This is a genomic window from Virgibacillus salexigens (assembly GCF_014905415.1).
GTDB lineage: Bacteria > Bacillota > Bacilli > Bacillales > Amphibacillaceae > Virgibacillus > Virgibacillus salexigens.
In genome coordinates this window covers 1-301 of the sequence record NZ_BNEO01000150.1, presented here as the reverse complement: position 1 = coordinate 301, position 301 = coordinate 1, and the positions used below count along the sequence as shown (strand labels likewise).

Below are 301 nucleotides of genomic sequence, written 5' to 3'. Positions count from 1 at the left end.
AAGATGGACGGATCAAAGGTGTTCCTTCCACAAAGGGAAGCCTATAAGTGCGAATACAGAAAGGGCGTTGAAAATGATTGCGATTATTGACTATGGAGCTGGAAATATTAAAAGACTTCAGTTTGCATTGACCAAAAAAGGCATGGAATCCTACTTAACAACAGATCCTAATGAGATTGCTAATAGTGATGCAATTATCTTACCAGGTGTAGGAGCATTTCAAGACGCAATGAAAACGTTAGATCAAAAAGGCCTCATTGATATTCTGAAACATGAAGCGAATAATGGGAAACCTATACTT

1 protein-coding gene is annotated in these 301 nt (G+C 37.9%); it reads left to right on the top strand.

The window, feature by feature from the left end; all coding sequences use genetic code 11:
* Window positions 1-73: 73 nt before the first annotated feature.
* The coding region (locus JKP73_RS22635) for a type 1 glutamine amidotransferase family protein (RefSeq protein ID WP_498370540.1) at window positions 74-301 on the top strand (228 nt) is incomplete at its 3' end.